Raw genomic sequence first — 20,205 nt, 5'->3', positions numbered from 1 at the left:
ACTAAGGCGGGCACTTTGGTAACGCAATGTGCTCGCCTTAATTGTTGTTGTATGTGCCTTTATCCATGCAAATCCTCGTCAAATCATGCAAAATAAATTTTTTTGACTGTAAAGTCTCAAGTTGTAAAACTTGCTAATCGATTAATAAATTTTCTTTCATTAACATTTAGTCACATAAATTATTTCAAATGATTATAACAACATGTCATATATTTTTTATTGAAAATCAGTAATTTTCATAAAATTTTCTAAGATTTTTGAAGATAATAAACAGATTATTCACAGTGTTTTATAAGGGTAAATAATATAGGCTACGTGATTGTACTTGCTGTGTGGCTTATACGATTTTGTGGCTTATACGATTTTGTATTATTCGTGCGGCTTGTACTTAGTACTGATATTAATGATTGAATAACTACGATTTAACTACAAGTGTTCGATGAGGATGGTAGTCAATGACATTTATTTCTCGCGCAATACGCTACGTTTTGAGAAAAAGAGTAAAAACAGCAATCGTGTTTGTAATACTAGCTTTGATTTCAACGCTTTTGCTAGCATCTTCTGCAGTTGCGATTGCTGCAGAAAAAGAAGGAAAAAAGGTAGAAGAGCAAGCGGAATCTAGTTTTGTTTTAGCAAATAATCCGCAAGTAAATCCTGGAACTCCTAGGGGAGCGGGAACCGTTAAACCAAGTGATGTTAAAAAAATCGCGTCACTAAAAAACGTTGATTCGTATGTTTTGCGTCAAAATGTTACAGCCGATTTAGTTGATGCAAAAGCAGCGAGAATAAAAGGTGTTCAAGACTACGATGCGCGCAGAGAAAAGCAATTTGGCAATGCTGTAAACCTAGAAGGAACAAACTCTTCTAAGGGCTTAAATGCTTTCAAAACAAAATCAATTCACATTGTTAAAGGAAGGGCTTTGCGCGAATCAGATGAGCATGCTTCCTTAATCCACGAAGATTTAGCAAAGCTTAACGGGCTAAAATTAGGCGATTCGCTAACTCTTAAAGCCAACCCGTTTGATGCCGATAACCTTAACCATTCTACGGAGCAAGTAAAAACACGCATAGTTGGAATTTACGGCGGAGCTAACAATCGTCCAGTTGCAACGCGTGCAGAATTAACTGCAAACACTGTGTATACAGATTTAAGAACAACCAGAGAGCTTTACAAATATAAGCCTGGAAAAGAGATATACCAGGACGCAAGTTTTAAGGTTAAAAAAGGAGTGGACGCAGATTCTGTGATTGAAGAAGCGTCTAAGCTGCCGATTGATTTGCAAAACTATCAGATTACTAGAGATGACCAGTTTGTACAAGGCATGATTGGCGCAGCAAAAGGCGTAAAATCCATGATGAACATAACGGTTATTGCAGTAAGCGCGTTTGCTGTTGTAGCTCTTGGATTGGTTCTTATTCTTTGGATTAATGAGCGTAGAAAAGAAATTGGAGTTTTAACTTCCATTGGCGTTGGAAAAGCTTCCCTTGTGTTGCAGCAGCTTTTTGAGCTTGTGTTACTTGCGATTCCAGCCATTGCAATAGGCTATGGTTTTGCTAGCGCAATATCTCCATGGTTTAGCGACTGCGCATTAGGTTCGGTAAAAAATTCCGCCGCGCAGCAGCTTAGCTCAATGGGTCAAGCTGGAGGAAACTTGGAATCAAGCATGGCCACTAGAACTTTAGATAAGATTGCTGTTCAAGTTAGCTTAGATTGCTTAATTCAATCGTCATTAATGGTTCTAATGATTATTATTGTTGCGGTTGCGTTGTCTTATCTTCCTATTTTGCGAAAGTCTCCTAGAGATTTGCTTGGCATGCAAAAGTAGTTGGCATGCAAAAGTAGTTGACGTGCAAAAGTAGGTGGTAAAATGACTCAAATTATAAAAAGATCTTGGCTTGCTATAGTTAGAAAACCAAGGCGTAGCGCTATTTTAGCGTTGATTATTACGGTTGTTCTTAGCGCGCTTATTTGCCAAGCGAGTGTTATTTCTTGCGTAAAAAATCTAGAGAATCAAATAACTTCCAGCATTGGCTTAGGCTTTAGCGTTTACGCAAAAACGCAAGGGCAGACTTTGCCAGAGTCTGATTCTGCTGGCGATTCTTCCAGTGACTCCGTCAGCGATTCTTCTAAGCAATCACAGCAAGATATTCCTCAAGATTTGCAAAAAAACGAGGGAATTCCCGAAAGTCTTATTGCAAAATTTAAAAAGATTAGTGGAGTAAAAACCATTGCAGAAGAAAAAGATGTTTTAGCAAATCCTGTTAACGCTAAAATCGTAGCGCCAATAAATGGTCCGCGTTTAGACAATGATGAAATGTTCTCGCTTGTTTCCATAACGGGAACAACTAAATCACAGTTGGCGCAGGGATTCCAAGAAGGATTATATAAGCTTGATGAAGGCAATCATATTGATTCTTCGGCACCTGGTAGCTTTAAGCGCGCAAAATCTGCAATAATTCACAAGAGCTTTGCTAAACAAAATAATCTTAAACTCGGGTCTGTTTTAACTCTAAAACAAGGCAGCAAAAGCATTAATCTTAAGGTTGTTGGCATTTTTTCTGGCAAGATGCAAACAAAAGGTGCTCTTCCTTCCGATTCTTCCGAAAATCGCGTAATAACTGATTTAGAATCCGCTTTTTACTTGTTTGGAAGTAAAAATCGCAGTTCTATAAAGTGCGTTATGCAAAATCCAAATAATCTAGAAAAAGCTTTAAAAGAAGCCAATAAAATCGCTAAAAACTATGGCAGCGGAATGCTTTCTGTAGAAAATAATGCGCAAAGATTTGCCTCTGTTCTTCAATCTGTAAAAACAGTTAGGCAATTAGTGTTTATGATTCTATTTTGCCTTGCGATTGTTGCAGTAATAATTCTTGGATTAGTGCTTGTTTTTTGGGTACGAGGAAGGATTCACGAAGTTGGCGTTTTAATGGCAATTGGTGTAGAAAAACGTGTTATAGCTTTGCAAATGATTATAGAAGTTTTTATAATATCCGCATTTTGCTCAGTGCTGTCTACTGCGATTAGTGCTGCAATATCGTCTAGTGTTGGATCAATTCTATTAGCAAATGTTGCAAATGGTGCAATTACGTACTCATCAAATCAGCCTTTGCTAACTAGCCAAACAGCGTTTGCTATTCTTATAGGATTCGCTATAGCGTTTGTATCTCTATGTATTGCTCTTGCGCCAATAATGTTTAAAAAGCCGCGTTCTATACTCAGCTCAATTAGTTAGAGGAGATTAAAGTGGCGTATTTTGTATGCATATAGCGCTTGCGATTAGTGCGCGGAATATATACATAGGCCAAAATAATCATAAAAATAATAGATAAATTTATAACACAGATTCATAAAAATATAGATTCATAAAACACAGATTAATAGAATATTGGAGTTTATTATGACAACTTTATTAAAACTAAACAACGTTGATTACTCTTATGGAGCAACTAATATTGCGGTTCTTAAAAATGTTAATGCAGATTTTGAAGCTGGAAAAATCTACAGCATAACGGGGCCATCTGGAGCTGGAAAATCTACCATGTTATCTCTTCTAGCTGGTTTAGACTCGCCAACAAGCGGAACAGTATTGTTTAACGGGCAAGATATTTCAAAGAATGGTGGTTATGCTAATCATCGTAAGAACAATGTTTCTTTAGTTTTCCAGAGTTTTAATCTAATTGACTATTTGACTCCTGTAGAAAACTTGCGTCTTGTTAGCCCAAAGGCGGATTCTACGATTCTTAAAGAGCTGGGTCTTAGCGAAGACGAGTCCACTAGAAATATAACAAAGCTTTCGGGAGGCCAGCAGCAGCGCGTAGCTATTGCGCGAGCGCTTGTATCTTCTGCTCCTGTTATTCTTGCCGACGAGCCAACAGGTAGCTTGGATCCAAACACAACTCAAGAAGTTATAGCAATCTTAAAAGATGCCGCTCATAAACGCGGAAAATGCGTGATTGTTGTAACACATTCGAGCGATGTTGCGGATGCTGCAGACGTAAAATATGTTCTTAAAAATAAGCAGCTAATAAAGAAGCAATAAAGAAGCTAATAAAACACCAGTAAATCACTAATAAAACACTAATTATTAGCCATTTTTCCGTGCTTATGCGTAAAGTAAAACTTGCGTATAAACTTTGCGCATAAGCCGCTTATTTACGCATATACGGGAGGTTGTTGTGGCAGATATTTTAGATTCAAAACCTGTTGTGGCGGTTGTTATGGGCTCTTCTAGCGATTGGGAAACAATGCGCCATGCATGCGAAATCTTAGAAAGATTTAGAGTGCCGTATATGAAGCAAGTTATTTCTGCACATCGCACTCCAGAACTTATGGCAGATTTTGCGCATAGTGCTAGAAAAAACGGTTTTCGCGTGATTATTGCTGGTGCTGGTGGAGCTGCACACTTGCCAGGTATGATTGCTGCTCAAACAACGCTTCCAGTTGTTGGTGTTCCTGTAAAATCCCATGCTCTTTCGGGCTGGGATTCTTTGCTTTCTATAGTGCAAATGCCTGGCGGAATTCCAGTTGCAACAACCGCTGTTGGCAATTCTGGCGCTACAAACGCGGGCTTGCTTGCCGTAAGCATGCTTAGCACAACAGATAGTCGCCTAGAAGAAGAACTTGAAGAATACCGCAAAGAATTAAAAAAGAAGGTTGAGGAATCTAATGCCGAGCTTATGTGAAGCAACTAATGGTGCTGTAAAGTGCTTAATGCCAGGGGCAACTATTGGAATTATAGGCGGCGGTCAGCTTGGTCGCATGATGGCGATTGCTGCTAGAAGAATGGGCTTTAAAATCGGCGTTTTAGACCCAGCGCATAATTGCCCAGTGTTCCAAGTTGCGGATTTTCAAGTTGAATCTGAATATGATGATTTAGAAGCCTTAAAAAAGCTTGCTAAAAGTTGCGATGTGCTTACGTACGAATTTGAAAACGTAAACGCAGATGCTTTAGATAGTGTGCGCGATTTGGTTGCTGTTCCTCAAGGAACCGACTTATTGCGAGTTACGCAAGACCGTGTTTTTGAAAAAAGCTTTATTAACAATCATGGTATTGAAACTGCTAAATGGTGTGAAGTCAACAATTTAGACGATTTAGATAAAGCAATCGAAGAAATCGGACTGCCTGCAATTCTTAAAACGCGCAGAGGTGGTTACGACGGCCACGGTCAAGACGTTTTGCGCACTCAAGAAGACGTTAATAATGTTCGTAATCGCGTAGAAAATGGCAAAGAGATGCCGCCTTCTATTCTCGAAGGTTTTGTTGACTTTGCTTTTGAAGCATCAATTCTTGTTTCGGGAAATGGCAACGAATTTGTGACTTATCCACTTGTAAAAAACGTGCATCACAATAGCATTTTGCACATGACTTTGGCTCCTGCAAATGTTGATGCTAAGGTCCAAGAAGCTGCGCATAGCTTAGCTCTTAGATTGGCTCAAGGCTTTAAGCTTGCTGGAACTCTTGGAATTGAGCTGTTTATTACTAAAGATAATCGCGTAGTAGTAAATGAGCTTGCGCCACGCCCGCATAATTCGGGGCATTACACGATTGAAGCTTGCGATATGGATCAGTTTGAAGCTCATGTTCGCGGTATTGTTGGATGGCCACTAAAAGAGCCTAAGCTGCTTTCTGCTGCTGTTATGGTTAATGTTTTAGGTCAGCATGTTGCACCTACTCGCGCGCTTATTGCGGAGCATCCAGAATGGCATGTTCACGACTACGGCAAGGCACAGGTTCGTAAGAATCGCAAAATGGGTCATATTACTGTTCTTTGCAATAATCCTGTTGAGGAAGCCAATGTGTTAGACTCTACAGGTTGTTGGGATGACGAGCTTGATTAAAAGTTTTTGTTGCGAAAGGTTAAATAATGGTTGGTGAGCCAATACGCAGAAACACTAAGCAAAAGGAAACAGTTCTTGAGCATTTAAAAGCTTCGCGTAACTTTGTTTCTGCTCAAAATTTGCATCGCGCGCTTGTAGAAGATGGGGAAATCATTGGTTTGGCCACCGTTTATCGCCAGCTTAATACGCTTGCACAAAGCGGAGATGTTGATACTGTGCGTTTTAACGGTCAGCAGCTTTTTAGGATTTGCGATGAGAACACGCATCATCATCATCTTGTGTGCGAAAAGTGTGGCAAAACTGTAGACATAGAGCCTCCAGATGACGAAGGTTGGATTCATAAGATTGCTGAATCTCACGGATACACGGTTATAGACCACACTTTGGAAGTGTTTGGGCTTTGCAAAGATTGTAATAGTGAGAAGCTAGAGCACTAAGTTAGAGCGCATAAAACATAGCGCATAAAACAAAAGAACGAGGAACAAATCCAACTTTGGGAATGTTCCTCGTTCTTGTAAGTCTACGCTTAAAGGTTCAACCTACTCAGTAACAGCCTTCTTAAGCAAAGAACCAGCGGAGATTCTAACACCGTAAGATGCAGGAATCTTAATGGTTTCGCCAGTACGTGGGTTGCGGCCAGTGCGCTCTGCGCGCTTTACGCGCTCTGCGGAGAACAGACCAGTGAGCTTCAATCCTTCGCCAGACTGCAAAGCCTCAACGAACACATCCTGGAATGCGTTGACAGCGGCCTCGGCCTGTGCCTTGGTAAGGTTGGACTTCTGAGCGATCTTCGAAACGAGATCAGACTTGTTGTATGCCATACAAGCATCCTTTGTGTTAGGGGCCTTCTCTTCCAAAGACCACTTTCACTCATAGATATTAGTACATTTTCCCTACAAATGCGCGGTTTTTCAGCGTTTTATTAAGATTTTTTTACGATTTTTTACTTTTTTTAGTGAATAAAGTGTATAAAAACCGCAAAAATGCCTTATATAGGCTTATTTATGCGTTTTTTAACTAAATATATTCTTTTTTAAACTAGTTAAATTTACACTAATTTGTTATTAAATTAATCCCTTATTGCTAAGACTTTTCATTGCAAAAGCGCCTATTGGTATTCGTAACCAATAGAACATAAGGCGGTAAAGAAGAGTTGCAGATAATGCGATTGTTGGAGGAACGCCAACCGAAGTGAATGCAAAAGTCAAAGATGCTTCAACAGCTCCCAATCCGCCAGGCGTTGGAACAGCAGATCCTGCAGTGTTTGCTACTAAGAACAGAAGAACTGTTTCCCAAGGGTTTGCGTAGTATCCAAATGCCAAAAGAGCAACCCAATATCCTAGTCCTGTTGCAAAAACAAGAATCAAACCGCCCAAAGTGCCGTTAAAAAGCTGTTTTGGTTTAGTTACAAGTTCTTTTATCTGTTTGCCATAGTCGGAAAGAATTGGAAGATATTTTTTGCGTATAAATTTGCGAATAGGAGTAATCGCCATAAACGCGCATAGGATTATAGTAACAATTCCTATTACGGTAATAAGCATATGTGTAGGGATCATTCCAGAAAGAAGGTTTTTACCAGTAAAAATTCCAACGCTAAATATAACAAGAGCTGTTACTAGCGATTGCAAAAGCCATACTGCGCTTGTAATCGCTGTTGCTTGAGATGTTGAACTACCATTTTTCTTTATAAGTTGCATGTTTACAAACGCAGGACCTACTCCAGCTGGCATAGACACGGCAGTAAAGCCAGAAGCTGCTTGCGATGTAAATAAAACACAAGCATTTGGCTTTGAGTCATCCATAAAAGATCCGAGCGTAATAGAAGACCCAACCCAAGCAAGCATGCTGCATGCAAAGCAAGCAACGACCATCACGCTATCTGCTTTTTTGAGCGCAAAAATAAATTCTTGCGGATGCAATTGAGTAACAATAGCCGAAATTGCAGCAATAATAAGGATTAAGCTAACAAAGAATCGAATATTAAAGCGTGCTAAGCGTACAGTGTCGTAGTCTTCTTCGTTGTTAAGCGTGCAAACTTTTTTACTAATCTCATTTTTAAGATCTTCAAAAAGCTTTTTATTGCAAGAAGAAAGTGACCTTGCAGATGCTGGAACGGCTGCTTTTTGAATAAATGGAAGTATTTGCGCAACCTTATATTCGCCCCAAACGTTTATTGCTGACTCAACAGCAGTTTTTGCATCAATGCAAGATGCGATTATTGTTAAAAGTTGAACTTTATCTAAAGCAATATTAGTTGAATCACTAGCAACATCGCCATTTTGCCAACCTGCAATTAGGGGAGTTCCATCTTCTAGTCGCGCAAGCGATTCGGGTCCTATTCTTCTGTGTGTAATGCCTCTAGAGTTTGCAATATCAAGATATTGCATAAGTCTTTGAGCGTCTTTAGATGTAAGTGTGTTTAGATTGCAAGGAACAAGAACATTACTAGTATGAAATACCATTATTGATGATTTTTCTAGGTCTGTTACCCCATACACGTTTGCTGTCGCAAGATGCAAGTTTCTAAGAGCAAGTAGCATAGAAAGATGGTGATGTATTGAGTGTCTAGCAGAGCGGTCTCGTCTAACTGGAATGTCAATTAGCTTAACCCATTGCCATAGCTGATTTAGATACCCAGGCAAATGCACTTGATTGTCTAATACAGATATAACGTATCTTGTTCCGTGAATATCAATCGCGTCGTATAGCCTTGAATTTTCAATCAAATCGTCGTCAAGACTAGACTTAAGAACTCCACTATGGTCGGTTGTTAGTGTTCTTCTATTAAGCTGAACAAGATGCGTAATGCCAATGTTTTCTAGTGCTTCAACAATATCTTTGCCCCACGCTCCTTTGCTTTGCGTTCCCTTAATAAACCGAATTAGTGTTCCAAAAGAGCGCCCAATGCACCAAGATGTTAATGCGCCTGTTAGCGAATGCCAAGAAGTTACGATTAATATTGGAGACGCAATTAGCAGCGCTTGCCAAGAGAGTTTTACGATTTTATTATCTCTTCTCGGTCCGCTAACAGTTAGAAAAGCAACCAAAACCGCGTACATGTCTGGCAATAATTCTGTGCCATGACTATTAGATATTGAATTAAACGATGCGAATATCGAAGGATTGTTTAGCGTTGTAAGAATGTAGGAAATATACCATACAAGCGGATATGTTAAAAGCAAAGTTATTGTTGATATTGCCGTATTAATCCATTTTTTTGAATCGATCATTGATACGATTACGCCAGCAACAATTGCGATTGTAAGCGCTTGCTGAAAAAGAGAAGATGGAAGTCCTTTTACAATCCACTCAATAATCTTCCCAGCATTTTTTGCGTCGTGTTCTACGCCTGCTGTTGTTCCCGAAAAACACGTTGCAAATAACACTACTGCTGTAGCTACGCCAGCAGATGCAATTGAGTAGATTAAATCTGCCCAATTGCGAACTAGCTTAGGCTCAACGTCGTTAATAACTAAATCATCTTTTACTTGCGATTGCATAGTACACCGTTTATTTATTAATAGTTATTAATGTTTAATAAGTTATTGAACAAAATAGTTATTGAATAAAATCCACCAAACGTGATGCAATTCCAGTATAAGATTCTGGAGTAAGATTTTTTAGCCTATTTGCAGTCTGAGCATCGAAGTTTCTAGAAGATATAAAATCTTCAACATCTTGTCTAGAAATACTATGACCACGCATAAGCTCTTTAACTTGCTCGTACGGCTTTTCCATTCCTTCTACGCCAGCAATTTCTTGAGCGCGCATAGCAGTTTGGATTGGCTCTCCAAGAACTTCCCAATTGTTGTTAAGCTCTTCGCTCATCATTTGCGTGTTTGGATGAATCGACTTTAAGCCACCAAGAAGATTGTTCAAAGCAAGAAGAGCGTAGCCAAATGCGGATCCAACGTTTCTTTGAGTAGTGGAATCTGTTAAATCGCGCTGCCAGCGGCTTTCGGTAAGCGTTGCACAAAGAGTGTCGAAAAGTGCGCAAGAAATCTCTAGATTTGCTTCCGCGTTTTCAAATCGAATAGGGTTCACTTTATGAGGCATTGTGGAAGACCCAGTAGCGCCTTTAACAGGAACTTGCACAAAAACGCCGCGAGAAATGTACATCCACACGTCCACAGCAAGATTGTGAAGAATGTGATTAATGTGACTTACAGTGCTATAAAGTTCCGCTTGCCAATCGTGGCTTTCGATTTGCGTTGTAAGAGGATTAAAGCAAAGACCCATTCTGTTTTCTACAAATTCTTTAGAAACACTAAGCCAATCAACATTAGGGAAAGCAGCAAGATGAGCGCCAAAAGTTCCAGTAGCACCATTTATCTTTCCAAGATACTCTTGGGAGTTAAGGTGTTTTAGCTGGCGATTTAGCCTATAAACAAACACAGCAAGCTCTTTGCCTAAAGTTGTAGGAGTTGCAGGCTGGCCGTGAGTGAGCGATAGCATTGGCATATCTCTATACTCTTGCGCTTTTTGAGTCAAGTAATCAACAATAGCTTGCAAATTTGGCCTATACACGTTTTCAACAGCGTTTTTTACGCAACGAGCTATAGAAAGATTGTTTATATCTTCGCTTGTGCAAGCAAAATGAACTAATGTTTTAAGATCGCTAAGCTGGGTTTTATGCCCTAATACTTGCTCTGCTTTGTCTAACTCATCGTCAATATAGTATTCAACAGCTTTAACGTCGTGATGCGTAACAGCTTCGTGAGCAGCATGGCGTTTTATGCCTTCTGCTCCAAAGTTTTCTGGGATTGTGCGCAAATAATCGCATTCCTCGTCTGTTAAAGGCTTTACGCCATCTACAATCGTCTTAAAATCGTTTCCCTTATAACCGTTTGCTAGAAGAATCATCCATTCAACTTCTACACGCATGCGCTCGCGGTTTAGTGCTGGTTCGCTTAAATATTCTACAAGGCTTGCGGTTTGGTTGTGGTATCTTCCATCTAGAGGAGTCAAAGCAATAGCAGGGCAAATATCAGTAAGCTTCATACTCTAAAGGTTACAGCATGGCAAAAACTACTAAGTTTTGAGCGTTGCTATTTTACTTTGCATTAGTGTTGCATAACACCTTGCCACAATGTTGTTTCTTCTAATTTTCCGCTTAATATCTTATTAAAATGTGATTCTTGAGTTCTAATTTCTTTAGACGCAAGTTGGTGAGCGTCCGCATATGCTGCTTGATGATAGTTCAAATCGTGTGTGAGTGTTCCTTCTTCTGGTACATTTTTTACTAATATTCCGTCTTTTTCAAAGATATTTTTTGTGTTGCGATTTGTGTTGCGATTTGTGTTGCCAATCTTATTACGATTTTGTTTAGAAACATTTTCATCATCTTCTTCTTTTCTTTTAATTCGATTAGCGCTTTTACTTGCCACTGCTTTACTTGCAATTGCGTGAATCGTAACCCAATTATTTCTGCTCGGATTACTTGCTCCGTCTAGTGTTGGAACTAGCTCGTCTTCCATTTCTATGCTCGTAACCCAAGTTTTACTTGGGATTGCGTGGTTTGCTATTGGAGACCCAGCAGTTACAACGTGTTTTATGTTGTATTGTTTTGAATAGTCGCTAGCAATTCCTGCAGCAACTATTCCTCCTTGAGAATGTCCAACAAGAACAACATTGTCGTTCGCTTTAATTCCGCTCTTTTTCATAGCTTCTACAACCATTCTTGTGCTGTCTGCGTTCATTCTTACGCTTCTAGAACTGCTCATAACCTCTGCGTTTTGAGGCCATCCAAAAGGAGACTTTGGTTTACCGTCGGTTCCAGGTATTGTAACAAGCCAAGACGTGCTACCGTCTTTTTGTCTAAAACGTTGAATTGCGATTGTTGCAGCATCTGGATTTGTTTTTGGAGGATGCACCGAAAGATTTCCGCTAGAAAGGCTGTTAAGATTTTCAAGCGCTTGACCAATATTGTTTCCCTTATAGAGAAATATTTTAGATTGTGCGTTTTTAGGCAAAACTAATTTTGTTACTTTAAGATTGTTTCCTTGGTTTGCATCGTTGATTTTTGAGCTAAACATGCTTAATGCGCTTGCAAAAGTGGAAACTGGCGCTTTTGAATGTTTTACATCGTTCTTTTCTTGAATACTAGAAAAAAGACGAATAGGGATTCCTGTTACGGGGTTTATTAGAAAATGTTTAGAAAAGCCTCTAATAAATCCTTGCTGAATAGGAGCTGTTGCGTGGCTCCACTTAGAAAAGTTTTTCATGCCACTTTTTTGAGTCATGTCTAAAATCGCGCTGAATCCTACGCTTGCAAAGAATGGTACTGCAGCAATAGGGAAGATGGTAGTTCCAATAGACACAAGGTTATCCAAGGTTTCTCTATTTTTGTATTCTGCTTGAGAATATAAGTTATTTGCTCTGACTATTAGAGTTGCTAATTCACTAAGATTGTTAGACATTGATTCGCATTGGCTTGACTTTATTCTGCATTCGTTAGAATCAGGCAAGTTTTGCAAAGCATGTTGATTAATGTTTTCGCTAAAACAGTTGTTTTGGTTTTGTACAAGAGCTGCTTTTTGGCTTTCGATTTGCATTGCAGTTTGCATCCAACAAGCACTTAGCGAATGAAAATCGTTTGATAGTTCGCTAAGTCTTGCAGCTTTTGTTCTATATGCGTTAGAATCAGCAACGCTAAGAGGTTCTCCGCCAGTTATTGTAGATTTTACTCTCCAAGGCATTATTTACCCCCAAAGTTTAGTATCGATCTAAAAGTAGAATTAGCGTTAATAAAATCACCGTCAACAAAACTAGTGTTAACACAGCTGATTTGGCATGCTTGTCTAGCAGTTTTAGCCATCTGTTCGTTAAACGCGTTTGCGGCTCTTCCGTGCCAGTCTTTAAGCGTGTTTGAGTGTGCTTCGCTAAGCACGCTGTTAGAGCATTGTTCTGTTCTTTCTAACAGCCACTGGTAGTCGTTAAATATGTGCATACAAACATTACACACAATGTTTTTCAAATAGTCACGAAAATTCTTGCAATGTGGTTAAAGGCTATAAGCCTTGAAATATAAGGTTTTTGTGTTTTAAGTCGTTTTTTTTTTAACGAATTTTATCGCAAATTTTAGCGCGATCTACCAAGGCTTATTGCTTGAGTCTTCTTTTTTAGAAGACTTAGTTTTTTCATTCTTATTTGATTCGTCTTTAGTGGAATCATCGCTATTTTGATTTGATTGATTTTGCGAATTTTGGCTAGAATCGCTTTGATTATTTTGCTTTAGCAAGTCTTGAATTTTACTTTTTTGCGAATCGCTTAAGCTGGATTTGTTGGATTTTTCTTGCGCTTTATTAGTCATATTTTTGCGATTATTTTGGCTTGTTTGCGCATTAGAATCCGTATCTTTTTTATCTTGGTTAAGTTGCTTTTGCAAGCTTTTAGTAAGCTCTTTAGATATTATTGCGTTATGATTAATGCTTTTTAATAAGTGCGGCATTAAAATCGTGTAAGGCGATTTTGCTTCGTTAAATTGGTCATCAACCTGTTTTTGAGATACGACCAACGTTTCTTTATCTGCATCAACTTTTTTCGATGCATTTATGTTGTTTATAAGACTTTTTGTAGCAGCGTTATACGTTGATTCTGCTTTAAGATTAGTTGCAATTAAATAGATTGAAACCATGCATAGAAATATAACAATAGAAGATATTGCAATAATAGAAAATCTTAGGAATGACTTAGGTGTGATTTTGCTAATCATATAAGCTTCCTCGATTTTGTAATCCAGCATGCAAATTCCCAGAGAATTAATACACTTGCAAGAATAGCAAACGGCCAAACGATTGGCTCTGGCCTAAGTCTTGGCTTAACAGTGTTGTTTTGTCTCCATTGCTTAGAAAGAATTTGCTTTGCTTCTACGCCAATAGAATGGTCTTTACTGGAATCAATATATTTTCCACTAAGCTCGTCTGCAATATTCTTAAGATTTTTTGAATCCATTTTAGAAATTCCAGGCTTTTTTGTAGAAGGGTCAATAACCCATTTTTCAGACTGTTTTATAGAAGAATCAGTTACGTTAATATCGTCTAAATTATCCAACTTAGTGCTTTTATTTGGTATTTTTCCGCCATTTTTAGAGCCAACACCAATTACGTAAGCATGATTTATGTAGCCGCGCAAAGATGAGAATGTTCTGCGCTTTCTGCTAGTAGTTTCTTCGCCATCGCTAATTAAATACAAAACAGTAACATCTTGAGGATGAGCGTTGTGAATCGCTTGAGCGGCAAGAAGAGTCTTATCTAGAGGAGCGTCTAAGCTCGTTCCGTTTGAAACTCCAACAGGCTCTGTGTTAATGGTGTTAACCCAATTTTCAATGGCATTTGCGTCTGGAGTTAGTGGAACGTCAACACTAGAAGATGCTCCAAATCTTATTGCGCTAAAGCTTGCATTTGCGTAATTATTCGTTACTTGCTTTATTATTTGCTTTGCGCTGTTAAACCTAGTAGTGCGATTGTTGTTTAAGTCTTTGGAATCATTAACGTTCATAGAGCCAGTAACGTCTAAAACAAATATTACGTTTGTAGCGTTAAGAGAGCGTTGAAAAGTGCTTTTCATAATGCATGGGCATAATGCGCAAATCGCAAGCAAAACGCATATTAAAACTCTGCGAATACGCATATAAATAGTTTCATCTGTGTTATAAGAGTTGCGTTTTAGTGGGAAAATCTCAAATAGTGCTAAAATGGCAAGAATTGCAATTAAGATTAACGAAATCCAACTAAAATATATTCTCATCGTTTTATCCTTCTTGCAAAAATAAGCCAAAGAGACACAAAAATAACCGCTAAAATTGTTGCAATACTAGGGTCATCGCTTAAAGCTGATTGAGATGAATCATTTGGAATACTCGTATGTTGCTGCTCGATTTTACGAACCAAAGCCATTACAGAATCAGCGTTATGTTGCGTTAAGAAAATACCTCCGTTTTGAGTAATTAGATCACGCATTTGCTTAGTGGTTGCCTCGTTTTCGCTTTGAGCAGACCCAGAATACAATCCATCAACTTGAATATTCGCTTGTTTTGTTAAATCCAAAGCTGCTTTAAGCGAATAAGACGGCTTTCCAGAAACAACATTGTCTGTTGCTAAAACAATAGAAGCACTGCGATTAAGGCGATTATGAGGCTTTTTAGAATTGTTAGAAGAGCCGTACACAACTCCTGGAATCATTGCAGCACAACTAACAAGACCATCTCCGATTAAAGATGTTGCTTCTTTTCGATTTTGAGTTCCATCAAGCCATGTAGAAATTTGCTGATATTGCTTTTGTTGCATATTGTCGATTTTGTCTTGAGTTTGAACTCCATCCAAGAGTTTAGAAGCGTATTGCAATTGCTTTTTAACAAGCGAATAATCGTCTGTTAGTGGAAAAACAGTTCTAGATGTTGAGTTAAAAATACTCAAGCCAATGCGCTCGCCTTGAAAATGCTCAACAAATTTTAAGTAAGCGTTAATAACTTCTAAATCGTAGGGAAGAGTGGATCCAGAAACGTCTAAGCAAAGCACAATATCTCTAGAACTCGATTGCTCGTTTGCGTCTAAAACTCTAGAAGGCCTTGCGCTAAGAATTAGCGTGCATAAAAGAGCAAGAGAAAGCATTAAGGCGCATGTTCTTCGCAAAATATTCCATAATCGCCATCTTCTTGAGCATATGCTTCCTTTAAGGTCTTCGTCTAAAGAAAAAGACGTTAAAAAGCTTGTTTCTAATGTTTTGGAAGATTTAATTTTGTAGTTTTTAGAATTACGTTTTTTAATCTCACTTATTGCAAACGCCAATATTGCAACGATTACGCTTATTAAAACGCCAAAAACAAAGATTAGCGGCCATTTTAATCGCATTGAAAATAGTGTTGAAGCAAATATTTTGCTCATTTCTAAATTAGGTATTGCAAAATTATGTATTGACAAATTATGCATTGCAAAAGTGCATGTGCTTAAAGTGGAGAATGTCATCTTTTATTCTCCTTTGGCTTGTTCTCCTTTGTTTTCCAACTTTCCAGAAGAACAAGAACCCACCTTGCGCCTTGATCAACATCCGTATTTTTAGCTTGATTATTATATTTAGTATCTGCAAATTCAGTAGGGTATAGTGCTGCAATAGTTTGGCGCAATAAGTCTGCTCCATGCGTGTTCTTCCAAGAGTTTCTAAGCGAGCTTATGTCTGAAAGAGTATGTGATTTAATGTTTTCGCCGCTTATTATCGAAACATATTGTCTTGCAATTTGAGCTAATTTTGCAAAAGCTTGATCTTTTTTAATCTTTTTTTGATTATAGTCGCTAACAACTTGCTCGATTTTTTTACGCCATTCTTGCTTATTTGCATTTAGAGTATGCGCAGCATTCTTTATATCTTTTTTAGTATTAACTTTAGGATTGATTTTGCATATAGCAAAGTAGAGCGTTGCGCTTGCAAAAAGTGCCACTATTATGCTTAAGCCAATAAAAGCAAGTAGCATTGTTTCGTCGTTTAGAACCTTTTGAACATTAAGAATACTCACTGATTACACCAACCCAAACTACTCTAAGAGTAAATCTTGATTCTTCTTAACATTAAAAACGCTATTTTGCAAAGTTGCGTTGCAAATAAATTTAGCTAAAGAATGGAATATTTGGCTGCTGGAAGATCCTCGTATAAGGCAAGCCTTATAAGTGTTTAAGCAATCATGCAAAGCGTTGTTTACAAATGCCCTATGCGCTTTTACTTCTTTAGCGCATGAATCATCTACTAAGAATGATGGTATTTTGCGCATAGTTGTTCCGTCAACTATTGGAATATTTTTAGAAGCGCTAAATGGGTTTACAGGATTTATTGTTACAACTATTAAAGAATGTAAACTTGCGATTTTCTGCAAATCGTTAAAATGTTTTTGCAAAATAGCGTATTCGTCCGTAATTATTACGATCAAACTATGTTTTTGTGTAATCGAATTAGCAAAATCAATAATTGAATTTGTGTTTCTAGTATTTTTGCGTGCTTTGCATAATGATATATCTAAGCTACGTTCAAAATCAGGAAGATTTCTACAAGACGGAATCCTTAAAATATTATCTCCATCAAACAAAGTGCAATCAAGCGAGTCATTGCGTTTTAAGCTTAAAGACGCAAAAAAGCATGCTGTGTTAGAAGCAATCTCATATAAGTACTCATTGCTTTTAGATGCGCAAGAAGCATTCATATTTACGCTAGAATCCACAAGAATCCAAGTTTTAGAAGAAGATTCGCGCTGCCTGGAAGAAACCATCGGCTCGCCAACTCTTGCGCTGGCTTTCCAATTAATCATTCTGGCTTCGTCTCCAGGCTGCCACGCGTGAACGTCTACTAAGTCGCCATTGCCAAATTTTTGACTAGAAGGATGTTCTCCTTCGAAAATGCTTAAAGATTTTTTTGCAAGTGGCAAATTTAGGCGATTGTCTAATATTTCGATTTTTCTTCTAACTTTTTTAGACGAATCGGAGCATAGCAAACTTCTTTTAGCATTATTAGTAAAAAAAGTTGGATGAGAATAAGCGTTAAGCAGTTTTGCAAAAATCATGGTGCAGGGACCGTCTTCACTATTGCATCAATAACTTGATCGCTAGTAATCGAATCCGCTAAAGCTTCAAAAGTCAAAAGAATCCTGTGTCTAAGAACTTCGTGAGCAAACTTTTTAACATCTTCTGGAATAACGTAATCTCTTCCAGAAAGCAAAGCTTGAGCTTGACCAATGCGAATCAAAGCAATAGAAGCTCTAGGGCTTGCTCCCATTCTAACTAGCGAAGAAATAGTTTTAAGAGGATGACTTCCTTGGCCTCTAGAAGTTGCAACAATATCTACAGCATACTTCATAACAGCTTCCGAAACATGCACTCGTTTAGCAGCTGCGCGCAAAAAAGTAACGTCTTGCAAACTTATTTTTTGACTATTAAGCGTTTGAGGATTAAAAACGTCGCTTCCTCTGTTTGTTAGAAGCTCCAACATGCTTACTTCTTCGCTAGGCGAAGGATAAGTCATAACTGCCTTCAGCATAAAACGATCCATTTGAGCTTCTGGAAGATTAAAAGTGCCTTCTTCTTCAATAGGATTTTGCGTAGCAATAACCATAAAAGGCTGAGGCAGATTAATGCGTTCTCCGCCGATTGTTGTTGCGCCTTCGGCCATTGCTTCTAGCATAGCGGATTGTGTTTTTGCGTTAGAACGATTGATTTCGTCTAGAAGAATCACGTTTGCGTGAATAGGGCCGATTTGTGTGGTAAATCTTTGAGAAGCAAAGTCAAAAACTTGTGTTCCAACTAAGTCTGCTGGCATTAAATCAGGAGTGCATTGAATTCGCTTAAAACTTCCAGACATGGCTGTTGCAAGAGTCTGCGCAGCAGTTGTTTTTGCAAGTCCTGGAACTGATTCAATAAGAATGTGGCCCCCAGCAATAAGCGTCAAAATAAGTGATTCTCTAAGTGAATCTTGGCCTACAAGCGTTTGCGTGAATCTGGAGCGAAGAATGGCAGCTATTTGCTGTGCTTTTTTAATGCTTTCGTTAGACACGCCTACAGATATTGGCTGATTTACTTCGTCTATTGTGCTAGAAGCAACGCCATTGGAAACGGGCGTGCGAGGTTGAGGTGGAAGAGTGAAAACACCAGTATTCGCGCTATTATTTTGACTATTTGGTTGTGGAGGGAATAATGCCATGCGTTTTATTTTAACCGATATGCGCTACCTTAGATTCTTTTAGTTTCTATTTTTGGCAAGTCTTTACTCGTTTTTTCTATAAACTCCAGTCAATTGGTGTTGCACCTAGAGATATTAATGCTTGATTTGCTCTAGAAAATGGCTTTGACCCAAAAAATCCTCTTGACGCAGAAAGTGGGCTTGGGTGAGGGGATTGAATAATTATTGCATTTGTAAGAAGTGGTGCTAGGCTTTGAGCGTTTCTGCCCCAAAGAATAGCCACAAGTGGAAGTGGTTTGCCATTAGCATCTTTACGATTATTTAATGCTGTTATTGCAGCATCTGTGATTTGTTCCCAGCCTTTTCCTTGATGACTATTAGCTTTTCCAGCTTCTACGCTAAGGCATCTGTTCAAAAGCATTACGCCTTGCTTGGTCCAAGGTGTTAAATCGCCATTTTTAGGCATTGGAACGTTTAAGTCACTAACTAATTCTTTGTAAATATTAGTCAGACTTTTAGGCAACGGTTTAACACGAGCATCTACACAAAAACTAAGACCAACGGGGTGGCCTGGAGTAGGGTATGGGTCTTGGCCAACAATAAGAACTTTTATTTGATTAAATGGAATAGTAAAAGCTCTAAGAATATTATGACTTTCTGGCAAAAATCGCCTTCCGCACGCCATCTCTTCGCGCAAGAAGTCTCCCATTTTGTGAATTTGCGGCTCAACTGGCTCAAGAGCATTTGCCCAATCAGGATCTATTAGCTCGTGCAAAGATTTTCTATGCTTAATATTCATGATTATCAACTCTAAAACAAGGGTGATAAATCCAAAATCAAATATAAAAATAAATAAATTTTTTACGCTTTGTGCGCGGCATTCGCTAATATGGATTCATATTGTTTAGATAGTTTTTAGAAGGGATGCAATTATGGCGCATAAGCAGAACGTGTCGTTTACGCCAGATGCTTTTGATAATCCACCAGAAGGCCCTGTTGGTGTTCATCGCGGAAATCGCGCTTGGTATGCTGTATTGCTCCCATATGTAGTAGTCATAGCTGTAGCTGTTATTTTAGGCGTTTTTGCGTGGGCCATTATGTCTGGAGAAATCAACAATATTCGTTTGCCTTGGAGTGCAAATCAGTCAACAATTGCTAAGTCTTCTAACGTTAAGAGCGGTAAGATTGATGAGCGAAAGAGCAAGTCTGACGATGCTGATGACGATTCAGACGAAGATAGAGATCCAGTAAAAGAAGATAAGTCAAACAAAACAGATAAAAATGGTAATAGCTCTAAGGATTCTAAAGACAATAATGCAAGCGACTCAAAAGCTTCTGAACAACCTATTAACAAGACTGTTCCAGTAAGAGTTGTTAACGCAACAAAGATTCAGGGTCATGCGGCTCAAGAAGCAGCAAAGCTTAAGCAAGCAGGCTATTCAAGTGTAGAAGCTGCAAATCCTTCTGGAAATGTTCCTGCTGATTCCGTTGTTTGGTATAAGGGAGACGAGAATCGATCTGCTGCTGAAGATATTGCTAAGACGCTTGGAATTAGCAATGTTGAGCCTGCAAATCAAATAGCAACTACTATTGTTGTTGTTTTGTGCAAGTAGAATTACGATTTTCTTATTTCGTAATAATTTTAACTAATAAATAATTGCTTAAGTAGCTAAGTAGAAAGTCACAATAAATGGCTTTTTACTTGGCTA

The 20,205-nt window shown here is 38.5% G+C and carries 19 protein-coding genes; 7 read left to right on the top strand and 12 right to left on the bottom strand.

Annotated elements, in window-relative coordinates:
* Window positions 1-455 precede the first annotated feature (455 nt).
* The 6 genes from D0T20_RS04185 to D0T20_RS04160 all read left to right on the top strand — a co-directional run bounded on the left by D0T20_RS04185 (window position 456) and on the right by D0T20_RS04160 (window position 6,276).
* A complete protein-coding gene (locus D0T20_RS04185; RefSeq protein ID WP_116438473.1) occupies window positions 456-1,826 on the top strand; it encodes an ABC transporter permease in 1,371 nt (456 codons plus the stop codon).
* A gap of 42 nt (window positions 1,827-1,868) precedes the next feature.
* A complete protein-coding gene (locus D0T20_RS04180; protein WP_116438472.1) occupies window positions 1,869-3,233 on the top strand; it encodes an ABC transporter permease in 1,365 nt (454 codons plus the stop codon).
* 165 nt (window positions 3,234-3,398) lie between these two features.
* The gene (locus tag D0T20_RS04175) at window positions 3,399-4,040 is read left to right on the top strand and encodes an ABC transporter ATP-binding protein (RefSeq protein ID WP_016801475.1); all 642 of its coding nucleotides are present in this window, start codon (window positions 3,399-3,401) and stop codon (window positions 4,038-4,040) included.
* A gap of 178 nt (window positions 4,041-4,218) precedes the next feature.
* Window positions 4,219-4,683: a 5-(carboxyamino)imidazole ribonucleotide mutase gene (gene purE / locus D0T20_RS04170; protein WP_217430129.1), complete on the top strand. Its 465-nt coding sequence runs from the start codon at window positions 4,219-4,221 to the stop codon at window positions 4,681-4,683.
* Complete coding sequence (gene purK, locus D0T20_RS04165; protein ID WP_116438471.1) at window positions 4,667-5,839, top strand: 5-(carboxyamino)imidazole ribonucleotide synthase; 1,173 nt, start codon at window positions 4,667-4,669, stop codon at window positions 5,837-5,839. The genes purE and purK overlap by 17 nt, the downstream gene beginning before the upstream one ends.
* Window positions 5,840-5,865: 26 nt before the next feature.
* Window positions 5,866-6,276, top strand: a complete 411-nt coding sequence (locus D0T20_RS04160) for a Fur family transcriptional regulator (protein ID WP_016840232.1) — start codon at window positions 5,866-5,868, stop codon at window positions 6,274-6,276.
* A 102-nt stretch (window positions 6,277-6,378) separates the two neighbouring features.
* Here the strand turns inward: D0T20_RS04160 and D0T20_RS04155 are convergent, their stop codons facing one another.
* From D0T20_RS04155 to D0T20_RS04100, 12 genes are all read right to left on the bottom strand, one after another.
* Window positions 6,379-6,660 (bottom strand): HU family DNA-binding protein, encoded by a 282-nt coding sequence (locus D0T20_RS04155; RefSeq protein ID WP_004112617.1) that lies wholly within the window; start codon window positions 6,658-6,660, stop codon window positions 6,379-6,381.
* A 243-nt stretch (window positions 6,661-6,903) separates the two neighbouring features.
* Window positions 6,904-9,339: a lysylphosphatidylglycerol synthase transmembrane domain-containing protein gene (locus D0T20_RS04150; protein ID WP_116438470.1), complete on the bottom strand. Its 2,436-nt coding sequence runs from the start codon at window positions 9,337-9,339 to the stop codon at window positions 6,904-6,906.
* 58 nt (window positions 9,340-9,397) lie between these two features.
* Window positions 9,398-10,840: an adenylosuccinate lyase gene (gene purB, locus D0T20_RS04145; RefSeq protein ID WP_116438469.1), complete on the bottom strand. Its 1,443-nt coding sequence runs from the start codon at window positions 10,838-10,840 to the stop codon at window positions 9,398-9,400.
* Window positions 10,841-10,902: 62 nt separating this feature from the next.
* Window positions 10,903-12,537 carry an esterase/lipase family protein gene (locus D0T20_RS04140; RefSeq protein ID WP_116438468.1) on the bottom strand — a complete coding sequence of 545 codons (1,635 nt, stop codon included), beginning with the start codon at window positions 12,535-12,537 and terminating at the stop codon, window positions 10,903-10,905.
* A complete protein-coding gene (locus tag D0T20_RS04135) occupies window positions 12,537-12,788 on the bottom strand; it encodes a hypothetical protein (RefSeq protein ID WP_116438467.1) in 252 nt (83 codons plus the stop codon). The genes D0T20_RS04140 and D0T20_RS04135 overlap by 1 nt, the downstream gene beginning before the upstream one ends.
* 141 nt (window positions 12,789-12,929) lie before the next feature.
* Window positions 12,930-13,553: a DUF6466 family protein gene (locus D0T20_RS04130; RefSeq protein ID WP_162862680.1), complete on the bottom strand. Its 624-nt coding sequence runs from the start codon at window positions 13,551-13,553 to the stop codon at window positions 12,930-12,932.
* Entirely contained in the window at window positions 13,550-14,587 is a 1,038-nt protein-coding gene (locus D0T20_RS04125; RefSeq protein WP_116438465.1) for a vWA domain-containing protein, read from the bottom strand. The genes D0T20_RS04130 and D0T20_RS04125 overlap by 4 nt, the downstream gene beginning before the upstream one ends.
* The gene (locus D0T20_RS04120) at window positions 14,584-15,804 is read right to left on the bottom strand and encodes a vWA domain-containing protein (protein ID WP_162862679.1); all 1,221 of its coding nucleotides are present in this window, start codon (window positions 15,802-15,804) and stop codon (window positions 14,584-14,586) included. Before D0T20_RS04120 ends, D0T20_RS04125 begins: the two co-directional genes overlap by 4 nt.
* Window positions 15,801-16,349 (bottom strand): hypothetical protein, encoded by a 549-nt coding sequence (locus tag D0T20_RS04115; RefSeq protein WP_116438464.1) that lies wholly within the window; start codon window positions 16,347-16,349, stop codon window positions 15,801-15,803. Before D0T20_RS04115 ends, D0T20_RS04120 begins: the two co-directional genes overlap by 4 nt.
* 18 nt (window positions 16,350-16,367) lie before the next feature.
* On the bottom strand, window positions 16,368-17,384 hold the full coding sequence (locus D0T20_RS04110; protein ID WP_116438463.1) for a DUF58 domain-containing protein: 1,017 nt from the start codon (window positions 17,382-17,384) through the stop codon (window positions 16,368-16,370).
* Window positions 17,381-18,517: an AAA family ATPase gene (locus tag D0T20_RS04105; protein WP_016791921.1), complete on the bottom strand. Its 1,137-nt coding sequence runs from the start codon at window positions 18,515-18,517 to the stop codon at window positions 17,381-17,383. The genes D0T20_RS04110 and D0T20_RS04105 overlap by 4 nt, the downstream gene beginning before the upstream one ends.
* Window positions 18,518-18,593: 76 nt before the next feature.
* On the bottom strand, window positions 18,594-19,295 hold the full coding sequence (locus D0T20_RS04100) for a uracil-DNA glycosylase (RefSeq protein WP_116438462.1): 702 nt from the start codon (window positions 19,293-19,295) through the stop codon (window positions 18,594-18,596).
* Between the two features lie 133 nt (window positions 19,296-19,428).
* Between D0T20_RS04100 and D0T20_RS04095 the strand changes: the two genes are divergently transcribed.
* Window positions 19,429-20,109, top strand: a complete 681-nt coding sequence (locus D0T20_RS04095) for a LytR C-terminal domain-containing protein (protein ID WP_162862678.1) — start codon at window positions 19,429-19,431, stop codon at window positions 20,107-20,109.
* The last annotated feature ends 96 nt before the right edge of the window (window positions 20,110-20,205 follow it).

The sequence above is a fragment of the Gardnerella piotii genome (genome assembly GCF_003397585.1).
Lineage (GTDB): Bacteria > Actinomycetota > Actinomycetes > Actinomycetales > Bifidobacteriaceae > Bifidobacterium > Bifidobacterium piotii.
Note: the sequence above shows the minus strand (reverse complement) of the source record. Positions and strands in the feature narration are given on the sequence as shown.

Coding starts and splice junctions, on each gene's coding strand:
- D0T20_RS04185 (WP_116438473.1), top strand. CDS start 456: ATGACATTTATTTCTCGCGCAATACGCTACGTTTTGAGAAAAAGAGTA.
- D0T20_RS04180 (WP_116438472.1), top strand. CDS start 1,869: ATGACTCAAATTATAAAAAGATCTTGGCTTGCTATAGTTAGAAAACCA.
- D0T20_RS04175 (WP_016801475.1), top strand. CDS start 3,399: ATGACAACTTTATTAAAACTAAACAACGTTGATTACTCTTATGGAGCA.
- purE (WP_217430129.1), top strand. CDS start 4,219: ATGGGCTCTTCTAGCGATTGGGAAACAATGCGCCATGCATGCGAAATC.
- purK (WP_116438471.1), top strand. CDS start 4,667: ATGCCGAGCTTATGTGAAGCAACTAATGGTGCTGTAAAGTGCTTAATG.
- D0T20_RS04160 (WP_016840232.1), top strand. CDS start 5,866: ATGGTTGGTGAGCCAATACGCAGAAACACTAAGCAAAAGGAAACAGTT.
- D0T20_RS04155 (WP_004112617.1), bottom strand. CDS start 6,660: ATGGCATACAACAAGTCTGATCTCGTTTCGAAGATCGCTCAGAAGTCC.
- D0T20_RS04150 (WP_116438470.1), bottom strand. CDS start 9,339: ATGCAATCGCAAGTAAAAGATGATTTAGTTATTAACGACGTTGAGCCT.
- purB (WP_116438469.1), bottom strand. CDS start 10,840: ATGAAGCTTACTGATATTTGCCCTGCTATTGCTTTGACTCCTCTAGAT.
- D0T20_RS04140 (WP_116438468.1), bottom strand. CDS start 12,537: ATGCCTTGGAGAGTAAAATCTACAATAACTGGCGGAGAACCTCTTAGC.
- D0T20_RS04135 (WP_116438467.1), bottom strand. CDS start 12,788: ATGCACATATTTAACGACTACCAGTGGCTGTTAGAAAGAACAGAACAA.
- D0T20_RS04130 (WP_162862680.1), bottom strand. CDS start 13,553: ATGATTAGCAAAATCACACCTAAGTCATTCCTAAGATTTTCTATTATT.
- D0T20_RS04125 (WP_116438465.1), bottom strand. CDS start 14,587: ATGAGAATATATTTTAGTTGGATTTCGTTAATCTTAATTGCAATTCTT.
- D0T20_RS04120 (WP_162862679.1), bottom strand. CDS start 15,804: ATGACATTCTCCACTTTAAGCACATGCACTTTTGCAATGCATAATTTG.
- D0T20_RS04110 (WP_116438463.1), bottom strand. CDS start 17,384: ATGATTTTTGCAAAACTGCTTAACGCTTATTCTCATCCAACTTTTTTT.
- D0T20_RS04105 (WP_016791921.1), bottom strand. CDS start 18,517: ATGGCATTATTCCCTCCACAACCAAATAGTCAAAATAATAGCGCGAAT.
- D0T20_RS04100 (WP_116438462.1), bottom strand. CDS start 19,295: ATGAATATTAAGCATAGAAAATCTTTGCACGAGCTAATAGATCCTGAT.
- D0T20_RS04095 (WP_162862678.1), top strand. CDS start 19,429: ATGGCGCATAAGCAGAACGTGTCGTTTACGCCAGATGCTTTTGATAAT.